This is a genomic window from Tardiphaga sp. OK245, from assembly GCF_900108575.1.
Classification (GTDB): domain Bacteria; phylum Pseudomonadota; class Alphaproteobacteria; order Rhizobiales; family Xanthobacteraceae; genus Tardiphaga; species Tardiphaga robiniae.
Genome location: NZ_FNWZ01000007.1, coordinates 83724 through 104253 on the forward strand (window position 1 = coordinate 83724; position 20530 = coordinate 104253).

Below are 20530 nucleotides of genomic sequence, written 5' to 3' on the forward strand. Positions count from 1 at the left end.
CGCTCCTTACACGCGTTCGATGATGGTGGCGGTGCCCATGCCGCCGCCGATGCAGAGGGTGACGAGGGCCGTCGATTTGTTGGTGCGCTCGAGTTCGTCCAGCACAGTGCCGAGGATCATCGCGCCGGTGGCGCCGAGCGGATGGCCCATGGCGATGGCGCCGCCACAGACATTGATTTTCTCATTGTCGATATCGAAGGCCTGGATAAAGCGCAGCACCACCGAGGCGAAGGCTTCGTTGAGCTCGAACAGATCGATGTCCGACAGCTTCATGCCGGAACGCTCCAGCACTTTCTTGGTGACGTCCACCGGACCGGTGAGCATCATCGCCGGCTCGGAGCCGATATTGGCGAAGGCGCGAATCTTCGCGCGTGGCTTGAGGCCCGCCTTCTTGCCGGCGGCCTCGCTGCCAAGGAGCACGGCGCCGGCGCCATCGACGATACCCGACGAGTTGCCGGCGTGATGGACGTAGTTGACGCCTTCGATTTCCGGATGCGACTGGATCGCCACGGCATCGAAGCCGCCCATCTGCGCCATGGTCACGAAGGACGGCTGCAGCGCGGCCAGTGACTGCATCGTCGTGGACGGACGCATATGCTCGTCCTTGGCCAGAATGGTGAGGCCGTTGATGTCCTTCACCGGAATGACCGATTTCTTGAAGCGACCTTCGTCCCAGGCCTTGGCAGCGCGCTGCTGGCTCTGCACCGAATAGGCATCGACGTCGTCGCGCGAGAACCCATATTTGGTCGCGATCAGATCGGCCGAGACGCCCTGGGGCATGAAATAGGCAGGAACGGCGATCGACGGATCGACGGGCCATGCGCCACCGGCGGCACCAATGCCGACGCGGCTCATGGATTCAGCGCCGCCGCCGATGGTCATGTCGTGCTGGCCAGACATGATCTGCGCCGCGGCAAAGTTCACAGCGTCGAGGCCGGAAGCACAGAACCGGTTGATCTGGATGCCCGGGACGTCGTTGCCATAGCCGGCCGACAGCGCAGCCATGCGCGCGATATCGCCGCCAGCCTCGCCGACCGGATCGACCACGCCGAGGATGACGTCATCGATGGTGCCCGGCTGCAGGTTGTTGCGCTCCTTGAGCGCCTTCAGCGGTGCAGTAGCGAGCGCCAGCGCGGTCACCTCATGCAGCGAGCCATCAGCCTTGCCGCGGCCGCGCGGCGTGCGAACGTGATCGTAGATATATGCCTCGGGCATTCATTCTCTCCCGGTTGTCGGATAGTTGATCTATCGGCTCGTCATTGCGAGGAGCACTTGCGACGAAGCAATCCAGTCTTCGCTTGTGGCTTTCTGGATTGCTTCGCTGCGCTCGCAATGACGGCGTGTGTTGGTGATGACGGAGTACTTATTAATCTCAGAACGCTTCCGCAGGAAGCTCCATCGTCGTCGCGCTTCCGGTCTGGATTCGGGCGAGATGGAGTGCGGTTTCGGGCAACATCCGCTCCATGAAGAAGCGGCCGGTGACCAGTTTGGTGGTCAGATAAGGTGTCGCGCCATCAGCGGCAATCTTGTCCTGCGCCACCTTGGCCATCTTCGCCCACATATAGGCGAAGGCGGTGAGGCCGAACAGCTGCATGTAATCGGTGGCGCCGGCACCGGCGTTGTCGGGCTTCATCATGGCATTGTTCATCAGCCACATGGTCGCCTGCTGCAGATGACCCAGCGCGTTCGAGAGCGGATCGATGTAAGGCTTCATGGCTTCGTCAGCGCCATGCTCCTTCGCAAATGCGCCGACCTCACCGAAGAACGCCATCGCTGCACGGCCACCATCGCGCGGCAGCTTGCGGCCGACCAGATCGAGTGCCTGGATGCCGTTGGCGCCTTCATAGATCATGGCAATGCGCGCGTCGCGCACGAACTGCTCCATGCCCCATTCGGCGATATAGCCGTGACCACCAAACATCTGCTGCGCCGACACCGCATTGGCAAAACCGCCGTCAGTCAAAACACCCTTCAGCACCGGTGTCATCAGGCCCATGTGATCATCAGCGGCCTGACGCTCCTTCGGATCGTCCGAGCGATGCGCGACGTCGCTCTTCAGCGCGGTCCACACGACCATGGCGCGGGCGGCTTCGTTGAAGGCGCGGATGGTGAGCAGCGTGCGGCGCACGTCCGGATGCACCATGATCGAATCAGCCGGCTTGTCCGGCGACTTCGGCCCGGTCAGCGAGCGGCCCTGCAGGCGGTCCTTCGCATAAGCGACCGCGTTCTGATAGGCGACTTCGGACTGCGCGAGGCCCTGCACGGCAACGCCGAGACGGGCTTCGTTCATCATCACGAACATGCCCTGCATGCCCTTGTTCTCTTCGCCGATCAGCCAGCCGGTGGCGCCGTCGTAATTCATCACACAGGTGGAATTGCCGTGGATGCCCATCTTGTGCTCGATCGAGCCGCACATCACGCCGTTGCGCGCACCGATCGATCCATCGGCATTGACCATGAACTTCGGCACGACGAACAGCGACACGCCCTTGATGCCGGCTGGTGCGCCCTCGATGCGGGCCAGCACCAGATGGATGATATTGTCGGCAAGGTCGTGCTCACCGGCCGAGATGAAGATCTTGGTGCCGGAAATCTTGTAGCTGCCGTCCGCCTGCGGCGCGGCCTTGGTGCGCAAAAGACCCAGATCCGTGCCGCAATGCGGCTCGGTGAGGTTCATGGTGCCGGTCCATTCGCCGGCGACCATCTTCGGCAGGAACATCGACTTCTGCTCGGGCTTGCCGTGCACGATGAGTGCTGCGGTCGCGCCCATGGTGAGGCCGCCATACATCGAGAACGCCATATTGGCGGAGATCTGAAATTCGGCGACGGTCTGGGACAGTGTCACGGGCAGACCCTGGCCACCGAATTCAGCGGGAGCCGAGAGGCCGAGCCAGCCGCCCTCGGCGACCTGCTTGTAGGCTTCCTTGAAGCCTTTCGGCGTCGTCACGCTGCCGTCGTCGTTGCGCTTGCAGCCTTCGAGATCGCCGACGCGATTCAGCGGCTGCAGCACTTCTTCGCTGAGCTTGGCGGCTTCGCCCAGAATCGCCTCGCGCACATCGGCGGACGCGTCAGCAAAGCCGGGCAGATTGTTGTAGCGATCGAACTGAAACACGTCGTTGAGCAGGAAGCCGACGTCTTCGAGCGGGGCTTTATAGCTGGGCATGGAATTCTCTCGGTTTGAATTCAATTGATCGGATGATACGGCGCCGCCGTGTCAGATTTACGCAATTGTTATCGGAGATGAAGCAGGCAGCTGGCGGCTCATTGCCGCGCCAATTCCTCGCCCATCAACCGGTGCAACAGGTTGATGGCCTTGAGCGGCCTGACCATCACCTTGAAGTGGGTAATGCGGCCATCAGCGGCGAAGGTGATCATGTCGACGCCGTTGATTTTGATGCCCTCGATCTCGTTCTCGAATTCGAGCACCGCGCCGTTGTCGCTGCGCCATTCGCCTTTGTAAGCGAAGCCGGGGCCACCCAGCACTTTCTCTGCAGTCGTCAGATACTTGAACACGATCTCACGGCCCCGCTGCGGCGCATGCACGACCGGGCTTTCGAACACGGCGTCCGGATGCAGCAGGTCCCACAGCATCGCCCGATCATGAGACCGCATGAAACTGTACCATCTATCGAGGCCGCTCACGCTCATCGGCTCTCCCTCCCGCATCGGGCACTGTTCGGCCAGTGCCGCTCCATACACTTCTGCATGGACGTTAACGCTAGAGCGTGGATTTCGTCAATACACATGTGTATGGTCGGGAAATGGATGACCAACTGACCAAAGACCGCCTGACGCGCTCGGCCTGGCTCGACCACGGGCTGAGGATCCTCGCGCGGCAAGGCGCCGACGCGCTGAAGGTCGGCGCACTGGCCACCGGCCTAAACGTGTCACGCGGAAGTTTCTATTGGCATTTCAAAGACATATCTGAATTTCGACTACAGCTTCTGCAGCGCTGGCAGGAGCGGACGACCGATCAGGTGATCGAGGGGATCGACACGTCGATCGTGGGGGCCGCACGTCTGACCCATCTGATGAAGCTCGCTTTCAACGAAGATCGCAGCCTGGACCGCGCCATCCGCGCCATGGCCTCGACCGACACAGACGTCGCCAAAATGGTCGCCTCGGTGGATGCGAGGCGGGTCGGCTATATGGCGAAATGGTTGATTGAGGCCGGGGTGGAAAGCCAGCGGGCACTGCCCCGCGCCGAGTTTCTCTATTGGGCCTATATCGGCCAGTCCGCGGTGATGGATCCGCGCCACAGCGCCATCACCGAACTGGATGTCGACGATTTGAGTGCGCTGTTTACGCGCTGACGCCAAAGCCAGAGACATCCGATCCTACCTGCAAATCGGCGCAAGTGTATCAGCGAGTTAACTTTTAAGGCTGGCCGAGCCCGATCCTTAACCCGTTATTTACCCTAACCCTGAAAAGTCCGGATCAGAGGCAGACGACCCGCGCACGTTACGATTGTCTTCACAATGGGACGCGCGGGGGAGGCTGCAGGCGCTGGTGGGCGTCAAGCTCGGAACCGGACCAAAGCATGAATTCGCGCGTATCGTGGAGTGTTGACGGGATTGAGCCATCGGTTCGCGAGCGGGCCGAAGCTGCGGCGCGCCGTGCCGGCATGTCGCTCGGCGACTGGCTGAACTCGACCATCGGCGAAGCTCCCCCGCGCTACAACTCGCCCAATGCACGCCCGCGCGACCAGGAACGCCCCCTCACCCCACGTGCAGCGCTGCCGCAGCGCGACGCTGCCGATGTCGTCGAAATCCACGAGCGGCTTGACGCCATTGCCCGGCAGATCGAACTGTTTTCGAAGCCTGCCCAGCGCAGCAGCGAGCCCGGTGTTGCGCGCCAGCTCAATGATGCGATTTCGCGGCTTGATGCGCGTTTGTCGCAGATCAGCGAGCCCGCATATCGCCCCGCGCCGCCGCCGCAACAGCCGCGCATCGATATGGTCGAGCGCGCTGCCAATCAGGTCTATAGCGCCTCGCCGCCGATCGATCCGTTTTCGCTGGATTTCGCCATCGCCGAGATCGCCGCCCGCCAGGGCGAACTCGACGGCACGCCGCGGATGGCCCCGCGCAGCGCGCCGCCAATTGCGCCGTCCTTCGTACAGCCGCCTTATGCGCAGCCCGCCGCGCCGCCGCAGAGCTTCATGCCGGATATGTCTGGTTTGGAACGGCAGCTGTTCCAGATCACCACAAAGATCGATGCGCTGCAGCGCCCGGACAACAATATCGAGCAGTCGATCGCGGCTTTCCGCGGCGAGCTCGCCGAGATCCGCAACGTCATCACCGAAGCGATGCCGCGTCGCGCGATTGAATCAATCGAGAACGAGATCCGTGAACTCGGCCGCCGCATCGACGACAACCGCCACAGCGGCATCGATGGCGACGTGCTGGCCAATCTCGAACGCGCCCTCGCCGACATCCACAAGACGTTGACCACGCTGACGCCAGCCGAACAGCTCGCCGGCTTCGACGAGGCGATCCGCAATCTCGGCGGCAAGATCGACTTGATCGTGCGCTCGAGCAACGATCCCGGCACCATGGAACAGCTGCAGGGCGCGATCGCCGCGCTGCGCGCCATCGTGTCCAACGTCGCCTCCAACGAAGCGCTCGGCCGTCTCAGCGACGACCTGCAGACGCTGTCGTCGAAGGTCGATCAGCTTGCACGCGCCGACAACAGCGATTCCTTTGCCGCGCTTGAGGCGCGCATCATGACGCTGACGGCAGCGCTGGAAAATCGGGAGCGCCCGGCTGTCATGGCCAGCTCGGATCATCTGGAGACCGCATTGCGGACGCTGTCCGAGCGTCTCGACCATATGCCGGTCGGCAACGACTCCTCGTCGGCCTTCGCGCATCTCGAACAGCGCGTCTCCTATCTGCTCGAGCGGATGGAGAGCATCACCGATACGCGCGGCAACAATCTCGGCCGTGTCGAGGACGGGCTGCAGGACATCCTGCGCCATCTCGAACGCCAGCAGTCGCTGTTCGCCGCGCTGGACAATCCCCGCAGCAAGGCGTCATCGATCGATCCCGGCCTGGTCGACACGATCAAGCGCGAACTCTCCGACATGCGCTTCAGCCAGTCGGAAACCGACCGTCACACGCAGGATTCGCTGGAAGTCGTTCACTCGACGCTCGGCCATGTGGTCGATCGCCTCGCAAGGATCGAGGGCGATCTGCGCGCCGTCAGCGCCGCGCCTGCCAAGCAATCCGCGCCCGTTGCAACACCCGCTCCGACCCCGCGCCCGGCGACCGCACCAGCCGTTTCGGTGCCGGCCCCGCCGCGCCCGCAGATGCCTAATCCGGTGAAGCCACAGGCTGCGCCGTCGCAGGTCGAGGTGCGTCCGCCGCAGGTTCACTTCGATGCCGCGCCGCGCGACTTCGCGGCAACTGCGATCTCGCATGAACCGGCATCGGCCTTCCCGATGCCGAAGGCGATCAGCGACATTCTCGATCCTCCGCCCGCGCCAAAGCCAGTCGCGCAGTCTGCATCCGCTGCTGAGCGTCCGTCGCCGCGCCCGATGGTTGACCCGGCGCTGCCACCAGATCATCCGCTCGAACCCGGCACGCGTCCGCAGGGCCGCGGCGCATCGCCATCCGAACGCATCGCCGCGTCGGAAGACGCGATCAGCGAGATCGCCGTCGATGCCCCCGAACAGGCCACCGCGTCGAGTTTCATTGCTGCCGCGCGTCGCGCCGCACAGGCTGCCGCCGCAACCGGCAACGACAAATCGAGGTCTGACAAATCCAGGACCGACAAATCGAAGGCCACCAGACCCGGGCCGCAGCTCGCCGATAGCGAAAAGTCATCCTCCACAATCGGCTCGAAGATCCGCTCGCTGCTGGTCGGCGCCAGCGTGGTCGTGATCGTGCTCGGCTCGTTCAAGATGGCGATGACGCTGCTGGACAGCGGCTCGCCAGCGCCGGTGGCCGAGAATATTCACTCGGCACCGCCGATGCAGCTGAACGCGCCCGAGCCGGCCGAGGTCCTGACCAAGCCCGTCGCGCCGGTGCCGGCCACGCCGTCGATGACATCGCCCACCCCGATCGGCAAGCAGTCGCTGATCGCACCGCCGCCCGCCGCCGTCGAGCCTGCGCCTCAGCCGGTACCACAGGCCGCGCCCGTGCCGTATGTGTCACCCGACGTGACCGGCAGCATTGCCGCGCCGCAGGCCAGCGCCGCCGGCCCGGTGCTGCCATCCAGTGGCCAGAAGATCACCACAGCCTCGATCCCCGCCGGCGAGCGCCTGCCCGAGACCATCGGCAGCACCGCGTTGCGCAACGCGGCGCTCAAGGGCGACGCCTCTGCCGCGTTCGAAATCGGCGTCCGCTATGCCGAGGGCAAGGGCGTAGCGCAGAACTACGACGAAGCCGCCAAGTGGTATGACCGCGCGGCGCAGGCCAATGTCGTGCCGGCCATGTTCCGCCTGGGCGCGCTGTTCGAGAAGGGCCTCGGCGCGAAGAAGGATCTCGACGTCGCCCGCCGCTATTACGTGCTCGCCGCCGACCGTGGTAACGCCAAGGCGATGCACAATCTCGCCGTGCTCGATGCCGATGGCGGCACCAAGGGCGCCAACTACAAGAGCGCGTCGTACTGGTTCCGCAAGGCCGCCGATCGCGGCGTCGCCGACAGCCAGTTCAATCTCGGCATCCTCTATGCCCGCGGCATCGGCGTCGAACAGAACCTCGCCGAGAGCTTCAAGTGGTTCAGCCTCGCCGCCGCCCAGGGCGACGTCGATGCAGGCCGCAAGCGCGATGACATTGCCAAGCGTCTCGATCCGCAGTCGCTGGCCGCCGCCAGGCTGGCGGTCCAGACTTTCGCGCCGGAAGGCCAACCCGATGACGCCATTAACGTGGCCACTCCCGCGGGCGGTTGGGATGCTGCGCCGGCACAGGTCGGGGCGAAAGCATCGATGGGCAAGCGAGCTGCGCGCTAAGACAGATTTTTCTGGCCGCCGGATCGAACCGGCGGTCTTATTTCCTCAACAAACCTTCAGCAGACTCGGCACGGTGAAGTGCGCGCCGGGCCGGACTGAACGACGAGGAAATTGATTTGTCTTTTCGGAATGACGACACATCGGGGTGCGCGGAACGCCCGTCAGGGATCCCTACGGTCAACCCCTGGGCCGCACGTCCCGCCGAGCCGCCCGCTCCATCGCAGCCTCCACCACCCGAAGCACCGCGCAGCAAATGGTTCAACTGGCCCTCGGTCGCATTCGCGGTCGTGATATTCGGCGGCATCGGCGCGCAGGCCTATCAGGAGCTCTCCAAACCGGAGGCCTGGGCCTATTGGAAAGACCTCTATGTCTCGCCGAGCATGGCGTCTTCGGAGGTTGCCAAGCTCGATCCGGACAATTCGGGCCGCGGCCGCCCGGCGCTGGCGATCACGGGCGAGATCGGCCCGGCCACTGCGAGCTGGTTTCGCGAAAAGCTCGATGAAGCCAAACTCGCGCCCGGCGATACCGTGCTGCTGTCGTCTCCAGGCGGAAATGTCGGCCAGGCCATCATCATGGGCGAGATCATCCGTGCGCGCGGGCTGACCACCGCCGTGGGCACGGTGGATTCGGCCGGCCGGATCAAACCGTCCTACTGCGCCAGCGCCTGCGTGATGACCTATGCGGGCGGCAAGGCCCGCATAGGCGTCGAGGGCTCGCGGCTGGGCGTCCACCGCTTTGTATCTCCCAAGCCGGGCGCTGACCCCACCGCATCGGCGCAGCGCACCATGGGCTATGTGCTCAGCTACATGACCAAGATGGGCGTAGCCTCGTCGGTCGTAGAGGCCATGTCAGCCACCGAGAAAATTCGCTGGCTCGGCACCAGCGAGGCCGCCGCCATGAACCTCGTCACCGATCCGGCCAGGAAGTCGTGATACCCCCGGCCCGCGCCTGGCCCAACAAAATTTACCACCTTGAAAGGTGCCTCATCGGTAGAGGCGGAAAACCGCGCCTTTACCGAATTCTTTAATCCCATCAACGGATGATATCGTCTAAGACGGGGACGCGGCTCGCAATCCGCACCGCCTCCAGAACCACGCCGTGAGCGGTTTCGGCCCAACTCAGGGCCAGAATTCCGAAGCGAACGCGCGTGCAACTGTATCTCCCGATCGCCGACATTCCGATCAATGTGTTGCTCATCCTGGCGATGGGCGCTGCGGTCGGCTTCGTCTCAGGCATGTTCGGGATCGGCGGCGGCTTCCTGATGACACCGCTGCTGATTTTCGTCGGCATCGCCCCCGCGGTGTCGGTCGCGTCAGTGGCAAGCCACATCGCGGCCTCGTCTTTCTCCGGCGCGCTGTCCTACTGGCGACGCCGCGCCATCGATCCTGCGCTTGCGAGTGTGCTTCTGACCGGCGGCGTGGTCGGCACGGCGCTCGGCGTGTGGGCCTTCACGCAGCTGCGCAATCTCGGCCAGCTCGACCTCACCATCTCGCTGTCCTATGTGATCCTGCTCACCGCCGTCGGCAGCTTGATGTTCTGGGAGGGCCTGCGCGCGCTGCTGCGCATACGGCGCGGTGATCCCGTGAACTTGCGCCGGTCCGGCAGCCATAGCTGGGTCCACGGCCTACCGCTCAAAATGCGGTTCAAGCGCTCCAAGATCTATCTCTCGGTGATCCCGGTGATCGCCGTCGGCCTCCTGATCGGCTTCATCGGCGCCGTGATGGGCATCGGCGGCAGCTTTATCCTGATCCCGATCCTGATCTACTGGCTGCGCATTCCGACTTCGACGGTCATCGGCACATCCATGGTGCTGACGCTGGTCACCATGGTGATCGCAACATTGCTGCACGCCGTCACCAATCATCTGGTCGATGCGGTGCTGGCCCTCATCCTGATGGTCGGCGGCGTCACCGGCGCACAATTCGGTGCCCGCGCCGGACAGAAGATTCGCGGCGAGCATTTGCGCCTGCTGCTGGGCCTGCTGATCCTGGCGGTCGGCGTCCGCTTCGCGGTGGAACTGGTCGTTCGCCCCGCGGATCTGTTCACGATCCGCGATACCGGAGGCGTCGCTCCATGATACGCGCGCTCCCGATCATCGCCGCACTCGGCATCGGAATGCTCGCCCCGGCCCGCGCCGAACAACTGATCGTTTCGGTGTCGAACCATCGCGTGACCGTGACGCCGAATTATGCCGGCGAGGAACTGGTGCTGTTCGGCGCTGTCGAGAAAGACGACAAGACACCGCCCGGCCGCAACAACTACAATCTCGTCGTCACCGTCAACGGACCGCGCACCGACCTCATGACCCGGCGCAAGGAGCGCCGCTTCGGCATCTGGATCAACACGGATTCGCGCCAGTTCCTGCAGGTACCGTCCTATCTCGCCGTGTTTTCCAACCGTCCGATGGACGCCATCGCGCCTGCCGACGTGCAGCGCCGCCAGCAGCTCGGAATCAATAACGTCCTGCTGACCCAGCGCGTCGGCACCGACTATGCGGACGTCGTGACGACAGACCCGTTCCGCAGCGCCTTTGTGCGACTGCGCAAGGAACACGGACTGTATCGCGAGGAGACCTCAGCGGTGACATTCCTGACACCGACGCTGTTCCGAACCAGCATTCCGCTACCCGCCGAAGTGCCCATCGGAACCTACGATGTCGAGATCAAACTGTTCGCCGACGGTGCGCTGATCTCGAAAGCGGAGACGGCGTTCGATATCGTCAAGGTCGGCTTCGAGCAGTTCGTCGCCAATGCCGCGCGCAATCATGGTTTCATCTACGGACTGCTCACCGCCGCGATGGCGCTGATGTCCGGCTGGGCCGCATCGATCGTGTTCCGGCGGGATTAACTCTACTCTCGCCCCCGTCATTGCGAGGAGCCCTTGCGACGAAGCAATCCTATCTTCCTTCGCTTGTGGCCTTCTGGATTGCCGCGTCGCTTCGCTCCTCGCAATGACGGTTGAGGATTCTGCGCGCTACAAAAATATCCCCACCACCATCGCCACCACACTGACGGCCATTGCTGCAGTCGACAGCCAACCGAGCCAGTGCAACGGCCCCTTGATCACAAAATCGCCCATCACATCCTTGCGGCGCGACATTACCATCAGCAGCACCATCACCGGCACGGCGAGCACGCCGTTGATGACCGCGCTCCAGTACAGCGCCGAGATCGGGTTAATCGAGGTGAAATTCAGCGCGATCCCGATCACCGCGGACAGTGCCAGAACCGAGTAGAACGCCACGGCCTCGCGCGGCTTGCGATCAAGGCCGACCAGCCAGCGCTGACCTTCGCCCACAGCATAGGCAGTCGAGCCTGCGAGCACCGGGATCGCCAGCAGACCCGTGCCGACGATGCCCAGCGCAAATATCCATTCCGCGAATACTCCGGCGATCGGACGCAAGGCTTCAGCCGCCTGCGCCGAGGTCTCGATATCCGTCTTGCCTGAGGCATTGAGCGTGGCCGCAGCCGTAATGATGATCGACAGCGCGATCAGGTTGGAGAACGCCATGCCGACGATCGTGTCGGCCCGAATGCGCGAAAACTCCATCGCGGCACCAATCGGCCTCTCGATCAACGGAGCTTTGGCGGGATCGATACGTTCGTCCTCCGCCTCCTGCGAGGCCTGCCAGAAGAACAGATATGGCGAAATCGTCGTCCCGAGAATGGCGACTATGGTGGTGAGATACGAGTCACTCCAGGTGATTTGCGGCAGCAGGATGCCTGTGAGAGCCGCGCTCCAGTCGACCTTCACCACCGCAAGCGCGGCGACATAGGAAAACAGGCAGAGCGTCAGCCATTTCAGCACCGAAACATAGCGCTTGTAGTCAAAGAAGATTTGCGCGCCTACCGAGAGCGCGCCGAACAGAACGACATAGACGATGCCATGACCTCCAACGAGCAGCTTGGTGGCATCGGCCATGGCGCCGAGATCGGCCGCGATGTTGATCGTGTTAGCGATGAACAGCAGCGACACGATGAGGTGCAGCAGCGACGCCGGATAGTGCCGGCAGACATTTCCGGAAATGCCACGACCGGTCACGCTGCCGACGCGTCCGGAAATTTCCTGGATTGCGACCATCAGCGGAAAGGTCAGCAGCATGGTCCAGCCGATGCCGTAACCAAGTTGTGCCCCGGCCTGACTATAGGTGCCGATGCCGGACGGATCGTCGTCGGAAGCGCCGGTGATCAGACCAGGACCAAGCCGTTTCAGAAAGCCTTTCGGACTAGTAGCTTCTCCCTCCTGATCATCAGGCTTCTCGCTGGACTGGTCCGACATCTGATCCCTGCCATCTCACCGCTCGGCAACGTGCCGTCGCAGCTAACGTTCCGAAGCAGGGACTGGCAATGGGCTAGATCAAAGTCCGCACACCCGGTTCGAGGATACGCAGACGGGCACCGAAGCCGAGCGTGTCGAAGGATGCGCGCAGGTCGCCGGCGCTCTGTTTGAAATGCGCCCATCCGTCGGTGTGCACCGGCACAATCGTCGCATCGGGAAACGCGCGCGCCGTCTCGATCGTGTCGTTGGTGTCCATGGTGAGGTGGAATGGCCCGCGGGTTTGCGCCGCGCCGGCGAAGGGTAGCACAACGCCGGCCGGAAAACGCCGCGCGACCTCGGCGACACCATCGAACCAGACGGTGTCGCCTGTAATGTAGATCGGCCTGCTCCCTGGCGCGTTCGAGCTCAGCACGAATCCGATGACATCGCCCGACAGCGGCTCGATGCCGGCCGGGCCATGACGCGCGGGCGTCGCGGTGATCGTCAGCGAGTGACCATCCTTGCCTGTAAGTTCGGTGCTGTCCCATGGCGCGAGACCCTCGACATCCCCACCGAGGCGCTTGGCGCCCGCAATGGTTGTCAGTGCGCGCGGCGCGTGGCGCAGGAAATCGCGCCCGGAGTTATCAAGGTTGTCGGAGTGCTGATCGTGACTGAGCAACACCGCATCAACCGCGCCGACTTGCGCGGCGGAGATCGCGGGACCGACGAGTTTTTCCAGCGTGACATGCGGCAGCTTGTAAGCGCCCGGATGATCGAAAGTCGGATCGGTGAGCAGCCGGAAGCCGTCGAATTCAATCAGCGCGGTGGGTCCGCCAATCAAAGTGATGGTGAGAGACATGAACTACTCCTGTCGCAGGGGGGCTGGTGAAGCGGCCGGTCTGGTGACGAGATAGATACCGAGGGCGACCGGGACGATCCCCAGGAGATCACGACTTTCAACATGCTCGCCGAGCACCATCCAGGCGAACAGCATGCCGAGTGGCGGCATCAGGAAGTGATAGGCGCTGGCAGCGGTGGCGCCGCAGGTCTTCAGCAGGTGAAACCACAGCAGATAGCCGAGGATAGAACCGCCCAATGTCAGGAATGCAAACGAACCGATCAATCGCGCACTCGGCACGATCGCGCCGATATCGGAAAACGTGAGCGCCACCGGGATCAGCACCACGCCGGCCACAAGATTCTGCACGCCGTTGCCGAGCCACAGGCTGCCCTTTGGTGCCAGCAGCTTGAACAGGATCGTCCCGGTCACGATGGACGCGAGCGATGCCAGCGTGAATACGATGCCCTGCGCGCTGTCGGTGCCCACCGATATGCGGTGCCAGACGATCGAGGTGACGCCGGCGATGCCGAGTAAGAGCCCGGCGACCTTGCGCCCTGTGAGCGGCTCCTTCAGCAACAGCGCTGCGAACACGGCCGTAAACACCGGGTTTGCGCTGACGACCAGGCCACCGAGACCGGCGGAGATGGTTTGCAGGCCGGTATAACCGAGGCCGAGATACAGCGCGTTATTGGCTAGGCCGATGACGGCGTAAGCCGCGACATCGCGCCAGGACAGCGACCAGGCACCGCGGCGCAGGGCGGAAATGCCAAGGATCAGAACACCAGCGAGCGAGAACCGCGCGGCGAGCAAAATGAGCGGCGGGCAATCGGTGACAGCGATTTTCCCCGCCACGAAGGAGAAACTCCAGAGCAGACAGAAGATGCCGATATAGATCGGCAGCGGATTGAAGGCGGCACGGGGAACCGCAACTGACGGCGCGAGGGACATCGGAAATCTCCTTTGCCACCGGTCTATGCGCTCGCCTTCCCATTTGGAAATTAAATGATATACTTGCTATCAGTTGAAAAACGAATGGACAGCCGATGCTGGATCTCGAACTCCTGCGCAGCTTCGTCTCGGTGGTCGATGCCCGCGGCTTTACCCGCGCCGGCGAGCGCGTTCACCGCACCCAATCCACCGTCAGCCAGCAAATCAAGCGACTGGAAGAGGATATCGGCCAGCCGCTGCTGAACCGCACCGGCAAGGACGTGACCCCGACCGAAGCCGGCGAGCGCCTCCTGTCCTATGCGCGACGGCTGCTTGCGCTAGCGGAGGAAGCCCGCGACGTGCTGGCCCGGCCGACCAATGAAGGCGCTGTCAGGCTCGGCATCCCCGAGGATTTCGCGGCCTATCGCCTGACCGAATTGCTGGCGAATTTTTCGCGGTCGCGGCCCGGCTTGCGGCTCGACGTGCGCGCCGACCAGAGCACGTATTTGCGCCGCGATCTCGAACGCGGCGAACTCGACCTGGCACTGTTCAAGCGCGCCGCCGGTGAGAAAGGTGGCATCGCGGTGTGGCCCGAGCGGATCCATTGGGTCACGAGCAAGGCGCATCCGATCGACCCCGCCATTCGGTCGGTCCCGTTGATCGGCTTTCCCGCCGGCTGCCTTTACCGGACCCGCGCGATCCATGCCATCGAGGCGGCAGGCCGCAGTTGGCACATGGCCTATACGAGCTCCGGCCTCGCCGGGATCCAGGCCGCGGTCGCCGCCGGACTTGGCCTCAGTATCCTGTCCGACATGGCTATCCAGACCGACCATCGCATCTTGACGGCGAAAGAAGGCTTCGCGCCGATCGACCAGACTGAAGTGGCGCTGATGGCCGCCCCCGATGCGAGCCCGGCAACGCTGCGGCTTGCCGATCACCTCGCCGAGTTCTGCGATACGGTGCAGGCGAAGGCGGCGTAAGGCCACTCTTTCTTTTAAGTACTCGTCGGTTTGCAGGGCCATGGAAGCCATGCTTCGGACACGCCCCCAAGGAGCCCTCCATGCCGACATCCAACCCTGTTACTGTCGAGGCTCTGAGTCCCACGTCGTTCGAGCCCTTCGGATGGGTGCTCGGCAAAACCGATCCACTCAAAAAAGACGCGGTCGGTTTTCGAAGCCCGGCGAGCGATTTCTGGCACGAACGTTTCTTTGATCCCGGCACGGGAGGCAACACCGAGGTCTTGTGGGTCGAGTATCGCGACAACAATCCGCTTGTCTCAAAGCTCGAAGTCCATCACCTGACCCAACAGGCGGTCGTGCCTCTCACGAAAGAGATCGTTCAGATCCTTTGCTTGAGTGACGCAAACCAGCGGCCGGATTTGTCGACACTCCGAGCTTATCGTTTGTCTCCCGGTGTCGGAATCTGCATGCGTCCCGGCGTTTGGCACGCAACGCGCGCCGACGATGCGACCTGCCTGATGCTGACCCGAGGCTCGACGACTGAGGATCTTATCGACCATCTCGTCAACAGCCAGCCCGCAAAGGAGACTGCCATCCTGGAAATCCCGCAGGTTCGCCTTCTCCTGGACGGGCAAAATGACGATGTATGAAATGCCGCTCTAGCAGCAGCGCGATGCAGCGATGGCGTGCATGCGCCGGTCGCCGAGCACATGGGCGACGAAGCCGAGTGTCTGGAAGATCCTGGCGAATGCCGCGTCGCGGATGCTGAGCCCGCCGGTATAGGCACCGAAGGCCGGCATCACCGCGCGGGTGCCGTCGCTCGCAAAGCAACGACGTTCGACGGCGCGCCCGCGCGTGCTGACGCGCGCCTTTGGATGCAAGTGACCGGCAATCTCGCCGGCAGCACCAGTCGGCTCATGACGGAAGGTGATCGGGCCGATGGCGACCTCGTCTGCGACGGTGCCGCCGAGATCTGGCGGCAGCGCGGGATCGTGATTGCCTGATATCCAGATCCAGTCACGGCGCATCTGCAATGCGGACAGCACCTCGCGATTGGCCGGCGACAACCGCTCGTGGGCGTCACGGTCGTGGAAACTGTCGCCGAGCGCAATCACAATGCGCGGATCGTGACGCGCGATCACCGCACCGAGGCGACCGAGTGTTGCGATCGTATCGTAGGGCGGCAGCAGCACGCCGCGATTGGCATAGCTCGAGCCCTTTTCGAGATGCAGGTCGGACACCACCAGAAGTTTCTGCTCTTCCCAATACAAAGCACCCGACAGGTCCGCAGCCAACGTGACGCCGGCGATGCTGACGGTGCTCATATCGACGGTGATGGTCGAATCGGCGTGCATGGTGCTCTTTTAAGACGAATGCGAGATTCGCAAAACCCTTACGATCGCGTCTCTTCGAATCCCGTCGCCTCTTTCACGAGTTCCTCGGCGGCTTCCGCCAGGAGCTCGTCCGACGCTTCGCCGTATACCGCTTCACGGCCGATTTCCAGCATCACCGGCACCGCCAGCGGCGACACGCGATCGAGTTCCCGGTGAACGATACGCCCCTGAATCCGCGTCAGCATGTCGCTCAATCGCCGAATGTCCAGCAATCCCGTCGCGGCGTCGGCGCGCGCGGCGCGCAGCAACACATGATCGGGCTGATGCTTGCGCAGCACGTCGTAGATCAAGTCCGTGGAGAACAGCACCTGGCGGCGCGATTTCTCCTCGCCGGTGAAACGCGTGTGGATCAGCCCCGAGATCACCGCACAGGTGCGGAACGTCCGCTTCATCAGCGCCGATTCCGCGAGCCATGCTTCGAGATCGTCGCCGAGCATGTCGGGATCGAACAGCGCGGCAAGATCGAGCCTGCCCTGCCTGATCATGTGCGACGTGTCGCCGAGGCCCCATATGGCCAGCGCATATTCATTGGCAACGAAACCCAGCGGCCGCGCTCGGGCGCGTTCCAGCCGCCGCGTCAGCAGCATGCCCAATGTCTGATGCGCAAGACGGCCTTCAAACGGATAGCAGACGAGGTAATGCTTGTCGGCGCGCGGAAAGGTCTCAACCATCAACTCGCGCGCGCCGGGCACATGCGAGACATGGGCCTGCAGTAACAACCATTCGCGCACCTGGTCGGGCAGGCCTTTCCACGCCCGCTCATCGTCCAGCAGCTTGCGCACGCGTTCGGCAAGGTAGGTCGAGAGCGGAAACTTGCCGCCCATATAGGATGGCACCTTGGCGTCCTTGTCATGGGCGCGCGAGACATAGACCTGGTCCTCGACCAGGGATTCATAGCGCACGACTTCCCCGCCAAAGACAAAGGTGTCGCCGACCACGAGGCCTTCGATGAAATATTCCTCGATCTGGCCGAGCATACGCCCCCCGCGCGCCAGCGCACCAGTGACACCCTTTTTGCCTTTTCCGCTGCCTCCGCGCACCAGCCGCACCTTCAGCATCGTATCCTCGACGATGGTGCCGACATTCATGCGATACATCTGGCGCACCTTGGGATTGGTGACGCGCCACTTGCCGGAGGCGTCCTGCTTGATGCGGGCGAAACGCTCATAGATTTTCAGCGCATAGCCGCCGGACGCCACGAACTCCACGGTATCGTCGAAATCGACACGCGACAGCTCGGCATAGGGCGCCGCCGAGCGCACTTCGTCATACAGATCATCCGCACGAAACGGTGCGCCGCAGGCGCAGCCGAGCACGTGCTGCGCCAGCACATCGAGCGAACCAATCCGCAGCGACGGCGTATCCTGTGCATTTTCGGCAACGGCATCGATGGCGACGTGGCATTCCAGAACTTCGAAGCGATTGGCCGGGACCAACACGGCGCGCGAGGCTTCGTCGATGCGGTGATTGGCGCGGCCGATGCGCTGCATCAGCCGCGAAGCGCCCTTCGGCGCGCCGACATTGATGACGAGATCGACATCGCCCCAGTCGACGCCGAGATCGAGCGACGAGGTACAGACCACGCCGCGTAACTTACCGGCGGACATCGCGTCCTCGACCTTGCGGCGCTGCGCGACGTCCAGAGAGCCATGATGAAGCGCGATGGCGAGGCCATCGTCATTCATGCGCCAGAGATCCTGGAACAGCATCTCGGCCTGACTGCGGGTGTTGACGAAAACCAGCGTCGTCTTGTTGGCCTTGATGAGATCGTAGATCTCGCCAAGCGCATGGCGCGCGGAATGCCCCGCCCAGGGCAAGCGTTCCTTGGTGTCGAGCATCTCGACCACCGGCTCGGCTGCGCCGCCGGCGACGACGATATCGGCAGAGACGCTCTCGTCGACGGGCTGCGGCACCAGGAAACGCGCCAGCGAGTCAGGCTCGGCCACCGTCGCCGACAGGCCGATGGCCCGCATGTCAGGCGCGAGTTTCCACAGCCGCGCAAGGCCGAGCGACAGCAGATCGCCGCGCTTCGACGTCACCAGCGCATGCAACTCGTCGAGCACGACGCGCTTGAGTGACGAGAACAGAAACGGCGCGTCGTCGGACGACAACAGCAAGGCCAGCTGTTCCGGCGTGGTCAGCAGAATGTCCGGCGGATAGCGCCGCTGCCGTGCACGGCGCGACACCGGCGTGTCGCCGGTGCGGGTCTCGACCTTGATCGGGAGCTGCATCTCCGCGATTGGTGTTTCCAGATTGCGCGCGATGTCGACGGCGAGGGCTTTCAGCGGGGAAATGTAGAGCGTGTGCAGGCCACCGGTGCGCAGAACGGTGCGGCCGGTGGAGACGAGGGCACTGTTCTTGGCGGCAGGCGAAGCGACAGCGACGTGCTCCCCTCCCCCTTGCGGGGAGGGGTCGGGGGTGGGGGTGCCACGAACTCCGACCTCGCTTGTGGACCCCCCTCCCCGGCCCTCCCCCGCAAGGGGGGAGGGAGCTGCCCCCGCCGCGTTTTTGTTACCGCTCAGTTCCACCAGCGTCGGCAGGAAGCCGGCCAGCGTCTTGCCCGCGCCGGTCGGCGCGATCAGCAGCGCCGAGCGATCGTCCCTCGCCTTCTGCAGCAGCGCCAATTGATGTTCGCGCGGCGACCAGCCGCGCATGGCGAACCAGCGCAGGAAGTGATCGGGCAACAGGTCGGGTTTGGCGACGGATTTACGGGGCGGCACGCGTTAGAACTAGGCACTCTCAGCCGTCATTGCGAGGTCAAGGAAAGTTGCCGTGCAACTTTCCCCTAAGCCCTTGCGACGAAGCAATCCAGAAAACAGCAAGAGAGGACTGGATTGCTTCGCCCAAAGGAAATTTGCTGCGCCAATTTTCGCCGGGGCTCGCAATGACGTGGAGAGACCTGTGGTCTTATTGCGTCACCGACTTGTCGGAGATGATCCAGTCCTTGCCGTCGAACCGCTGGGTGTAGAGCGTCGCCATCGGAACATAGGCGTCATTGGTATAGCTGTAACTCACCCCCGGCAGCATTTGCGGAGCGCGGAAGCCGTTCAGGCCGATGGCCTGTTTCAGCACATTCTCATGGGTAAGCTCGTCGCCGCAGCGGCGCAGGATCTCCGCCATGGACACGGCCTGACCATAGCCGAAGAAGGCGATCGAATTATCGGCAGAGACCGTCGGCAGATATTTCGCGCGCAAAGCTTCGAACGCCACGATGTCGGGATCCTTGGCATAAAGCGGCGAGCCGATGTCCTTGCCATAGGCAATCGAGACGATGCCCTTAGCATTCTCCAACCCTGCCGCCTCCAGGATCGATCGACCGGTGGAGCCCGCCGACAACAACTGCAGCGGCTTCCAGCCGAGCTCGACCACCTTGCGGATCGACTGTGACGTCGCCTTGCCGGTGGTGATATTATAGAAAACATCGGCACCGGATTTGGCGAGATTGATCAGCTGCGAGTCGATCGTGGGATCGGTGAGATCGTAGGTCACCTCGGCGATCACCTTGGCGGTCCCGCCGGCTTTCGCGAGTTCATCCTTGAACGGCCCGAGGAAATCCCGGCCGAAATCATCGTTCTGATAGAGGATTCCGACTTTCGCATTCGGATTCACGCTGACGGCATATTTGGCGAGAATACGCGCCTCGGTCGGATAGAGTGGCAGGCCGGCCATGGTCCATTTGTTGTTCTTCGGATCGTTCCACTTCGATGCGCCGGTGTTGAGCAGCAGCTGCGGCACCCCCTTGGAATTGAGATATTTGTGCACGGCCGTCTGCGGCGCGGTGCCGAGCGAGCCATAGAGTGCGAGTACCTCCTCCTGCTCCACCAGACGGCGTGTGGCCTCGACCGCCTTCGGTGCGCTGTAGGAATCGTCCATCGTCAGAAACTTGATCTTGCGGCCATTGATGCCGCCCTTCTCGTTCAAGCTCTGGAAATAGGCTTCACCGACACGGCCCAGCACGCCATAGAGCGAACCGGGTCCGCTATGCGGAATGGTTTGTCCAATCTTGATTTCAGTATCGCTGGCACCTGGATCGTATTTCTTGTCGGCGCCGATAGCGGCCGTCACAGTCAGTGGCAACACGACGACGGCGACCCGCGCCGCAGACGCAAATAGTCCCTTGTTCATAGCGTTTTCTCCCTGATGATTTTTGATCCGGCTCTTTGTGAGTCCGATTGGTCGTCTCCATCCCCGGCACGACGCCGGG

16 protein-coding genes are annotated in these 20530 nt (G+C 63.1%); 7 read left to right on the top strand and 9 right to left on the bottom strand.

The genetic code is table 11. The features are described 5' to 3' along the window. Positions 1-6: 6 nt before the first annotated feature. From BLW80_RS28050 to BLW80_RS28060, 3 genes are all read right to left on the bottom strand, one after another. A complete protein-coding gene (locus tag BLW80_RS28050; protein ID WP_093761682.1) occupies positions 7-1215 on the bottom strand; it encodes an acetyl-CoA C-acetyltransferase in 1209 nt (402 codons plus the stop codon). A gap of 157 nt (positions 1216-1372) precedes the next feature. Further along, entirely contained in the window at positions 1373-3163 is a 1791-nt protein-coding gene (locus BLW80_RS28055; protein WP_093761684.1) for an acyl-CoA dehydrogenase C-terminal domain-containing protein, read from the bottom strand. Positions 3164-3261: 98 nt separating this feature from the next. Next, positions 3262-3648 (bottom strand): nuclear transport factor 2 family protein, encoded by a 387-nt coding sequence (locus BLW80_RS28060; RefSeq protein WP_093761686.1) that lies wholly within the window; start codon positions 3646-3648, stop codon positions 3262-3264. A gap of 77 nt (positions 3649-3725) precedes the next feature. Here BLW80_RS28060 and BLW80_RS28065 point away from each other — a divergent pair, with 77 nt between their 5' ends. From BLW80_RS28065 to BLW80_RS28085, 5 genes are all read left to right on the top strand, one after another. Then, positions 3726-4313 (top strand): TetR/AcrR family transcriptional regulator, encoded by a 588-nt coding sequence (locus tag BLW80_RS28065; protein WP_349633314.1) that lies wholly within the window; start codon positions 3726-3728, stop codon positions 4311-4313. A gap of 227 nt (positions 4314-4540) precedes the next feature. Beyond that, positions 4541-7948 (top strand): SEL1-like repeat protein, encoded by a 3408-nt coding sequence (locus BLW80_RS28070; protein ID WP_093761690.1) that lies wholly within the window; start codon positions 4541-4543, stop codon positions 7946-7948. Between the two features lie 116 nt (positions 7949-8064). Next, a complete protein-coding gene (locus tag BLW80_RS28075; RefSeq protein WP_244528477.1) occupies positions 8065-8880 on the top strand; it encodes a COG3904 family protein in 816 nt (271 codons plus the stop codon). Positions 8881-9095: 215 nt separating this feature from the next. Beyond that, positions 9096-10025: a sulfite exporter TauE/SafE family protein gene (locus BLW80_RS28080; RefSeq protein WP_093761694.1), complete on the top strand. Its 930-nt coding sequence runs from the start codon at positions 9096-9098 to the stop codon at positions 10023-10025. Next, complete coding sequence (locus BLW80_RS28085) at positions 10022-10795, top strand: TIGR02186 family protein (RefSeq protein ID WP_093761696.1); 774 nt, start codon at positions 10022-10024, stop codon at positions 10793-10795. The genes BLW80_RS28080 and BLW80_RS28085 overlap by 4 nt, the downstream gene beginning before the upstream one ends. 126 nt (positions 10796-10921) lie before the next feature. Here BLW80_RS28085 and BLW80_RS28090 read toward each other — a convergent pair whose 3' ends face one another. The 3 genes from BLW80_RS28090 to BLW80_RS28100 form a co-directional block, all read right to left on the bottom strand. Next, positions 10922-12226: an NRAMP family divalent metal transporter gene (locus BLW80_RS28090; protein ID WP_093761698.1), complete on the bottom strand. Its 1305-nt coding sequence runs from the start codon at positions 12224-12226 to the stop codon at positions 10922-10924. A 73-nt stretch (positions 12227-12299) separates the two neighbouring features. Next, positions 12300-13064: an MBL fold metallo-hydrolase gene (locus BLW80_RS28095; protein ID WP_093761700.1), complete on the bottom strand. Its 765-nt coding sequence runs from the start codon at positions 13062-13064 to the stop codon at positions 12300-12302. Positions 13065-13067: 3 nt separating this feature from the next. Beyond that, positions 13068-13994 carry a DMT family transporter gene (locus BLW80_RS28100; protein WP_093761702.1) on the bottom strand — a complete coding sequence of 309 codons (927 nt, stop codon included), beginning with the start codon at positions 13992-13994 and terminating at the stop codon, positions 13068-13070. Between the two features lie 95 nt (positions 13995-14089). Here BLW80_RS28100 and BLW80_RS28105 point away from each other — a divergent pair, with 95 nt between their 5' ends. Continuing rightward, complete coding sequence (locus tag BLW80_RS28105; protein ID WP_093761704.1) at positions 14090-14953, top strand: LysR substrate-binding domain-containing protein; 864 nt, start codon at positions 14090-14092, stop codon at positions 14951-14953. 80 nt (positions 14954-15033) lie between these two features. Further along, entirely contained in the window at positions 15034-15582 is a 549-nt protein-coding gene (locus BLW80_RS28110) for an ureidoglycolate lyase (protein ID WP_093761706.1), read from the top strand. Positions 15583-15591: 9 nt separating this feature from the next. Here the strand turns inward: BLW80_RS28110 and pdeM are convergent, their stop codons facing one another. The 3 genes from pdeM to BLW80_RS28125 form a co-directional block, all read right to left on the bottom strand. Then, the gene (gene pdeM / locus BLW80_RS28115) at positions 15592-16287 is read right to left on the bottom strand and encodes a ligase-associated DNA damage response endonuclease PdeM (RefSeq protein ID WP_093761708.1); all 696 of its coding nucleotides are present in this window, start codon (positions 16285-16287) and stop codon (positions 15592-15594) included. 38 nt (positions 16288-16325) lie between these two features. Then, positions 16326-19046, bottom strand: coding sequence for a ligase-associated DNA damage response DEXH box helicase (locus tag BLW80_RS28120; protein WP_093761710.1), 2721 nt, complete (start codon positions 19044-19046; stop codon positions 16326-16328). A gap of 187 nt (positions 19047-19233) precedes the next feature. Beyond that, the gene (locus BLW80_RS28125) at positions 19234-20451 is read right to left on the bottom strand and encodes an ABC transporter substrate-binding protein (RefSeq protein WP_093761712.1); all 1218 of its coding nucleotides are present in this window, start codon (positions 20449-20451) and stop codon (positions 19234-19236) included. Positions 20452-20530 lie beyond the last annotated feature (79 nt).

Excerpts from the sequence above, each read along its gene's own strand:
- BLW80_RS28050 (WP_093761682.1), bottom strand. The coding sequence starts at position 1,215 with ATGCCCGAGGCATATATCTACGATCACGTTCGCACGCCGCGCGGCCGC.
- BLW80_RS28055 (WP_093761684.1), bottom strand. The coding sequence starts at position 3,163 with ATGCCCAGCTATAAAGCCCCGCTCGAAGACGTCGGCTTCCTGCTCAAC.
- BLW80_RS28060 (WP_093761686.1), bottom strand. The coding sequence starts at position 3,648 with ATGAGCGTGAGCGGCCTCGATAGATGGTACAGTTTCATGCGGTCTCAT.
- BLW80_RS28070 (WP_093761690.1), top strand. The coding sequence starts at position 4,541 with ATGAATTCGCGCGTATCGTGGAGTGTTGACGGGATTGAGCCATCGGTT.
- BLW80_RS28085 (WP_093761696.1), top strand. The coding sequence starts at position 10,022 with ATGATACGCGCGCTCCCGATCATCGCCGCACTCGGCATCGGAATGCTC.
- BLW80_RS28090 (WP_093761698.1), bottom strand. The coding sequence starts at position 12,226 with ATGTCGGACCAGTCCAGCGAGAAGCCTGATGATCAGGAGGGAGAAGCT.
- BLW80_RS28095 (WP_093761700.1), bottom strand. The coding sequence starts at position 13,064 with ATGTCTCTCACCATCACTTTGATTGGCGGACCCACCGCGCTGATTGAA.
- BLW80_RS28100 (WP_093761702.1), bottom strand. The coding sequence starts at position 13,994 with ATGTCCCTCGCGCCGTCAGTTGCGGTTCCCCGTGCCGCCTTCAATCCG.
- BLW80_RS28105 (WP_093761704.1), top strand. The coding sequence starts at position 14,090 with ATGCTGGATCTCGAACTCCTGCGCAGCTTCGTCTCGGTGGTCGATGCC.
- BLW80_RS28110 (WP_093761706.1), top strand. The coding sequence starts at position 15,034 with ATGCCGACATCCAACCCTGTTACTGTCGAGGCTCTGAGTCCCACGTCG.
- pdeM (WP_093761708.1), bottom strand. The coding sequence starts at position 16,287 with ATGCACGCCGATTCGACCATCACCGTCGATATGAGCACCGTCAGCATC.
- BLW80_RS28125 (WP_093761712.1), bottom strand. The coding sequence starts at position 20,451 with ATGAACAAGGGACTATTTGCGTCTGCGGCGCGGGTCGCCGTCGTCGTG.